The sequence below is a fragment of the Vibrio sp. 2130-1 genome (assembly GCF_033339515.1).
On sequence record NZ_JAWOUT010000086.1, the window covers coordinates 1 to 1,039 of the forward strand.

Sequence of the window (1,039 nt, forward strand, 5' to 3'; positions counted from 1 at the left end):
AGCCATAACAAAACGATCGCGTTCTTCCACTGGGTTTTCTTGGATGATTTGATGGATCGTCTTCCAGTATTCCAAGCCATCTTTTGGAATATGCGTCCAATCAATTTCCGGCACTTGAGCAACCGGGATTTTACGACCTAGTTTGCCATCGGCGTATGGTTGCGTTGTGATGTTTGGCACCACTTGTTTCACTACGCGATCAACATCCGGTTCAAGAATACGGATGCCACCATATACAACATTGGTCTTCGGTCTAATGACGTAATAGCCTTTTGGATTTAGATCTTTGTATTTTTCACCCGGTGGCACAATCAAGTATTTACCACCTTTACCTTTATCTGGGCCCAATAAGCTCAAATCAGGCAGTACGCGCTGATGGACATCAAGCATCATGCCCGCCATCTTAGCTTCAGGGAGGTTAATAATTAGGGGGCCTGTCTTTTCTAGGTTCCATGTACCGATAACATAAGGCGTTGTAAAGTTGGCGGTAATAATGCCTTGTTTTTGCTTAAGGGTATTGAAGAAGCCCATTTGACCTTCTTCAAATTTAAAATCATTACGGCTAACGTTCAGCCATTCCATAATACTTGAGGCAGGGATTCCCCAAAGATAAGCTTGGGTTGCACGCTGAAAATCCATTTCATTCAACATGTTTTTCATTGTTTCTTGTGTCGGAAAATCTGATTCAAATTTCAAATCACCCACGCGGCTTGGAACCACCGTTTCTTGTGCAAAGACAGAGGCAGACAGAAGCATGCTCGTCACTGCTACTGCTAAAATGCGCTTTTTCATATAGAAGTAATCCTTATCTTATTAGATGGTGTTGCTCAAATTAGAACAAGTCTTTTCAAGTCTAGATTAATGTTGAACCGATTATTCTTTGTTCATATCTCAAACCCACCATCATCATAAGGTTCATAGATAAGGAGATAAATTGACCATTTATTATTGGTAATATACCAATTTTGGTATAAGTTAATTTATGCAAACACGGATACGCCTTACACCACCAGAACGTAATCGAATGAAAAATAAAGAT

Annotated in this window: 1 protein-coding gene; it reads right to left on the reverse strand. The window is 40.3% G+C overall.

Features of this window, described 5'->3' with window-relative positions:
- A partial coding sequence (locus R7Q09_RS24390) for a DUF1254 domain-containing protein (RefSeq protein WP_318143725.1) occupies positions 1–792 on the reverse strand: 792 nt, incomplete at its 3' end.
- Positions 793–1,039 lie beyond the last annotated feature (247 nt).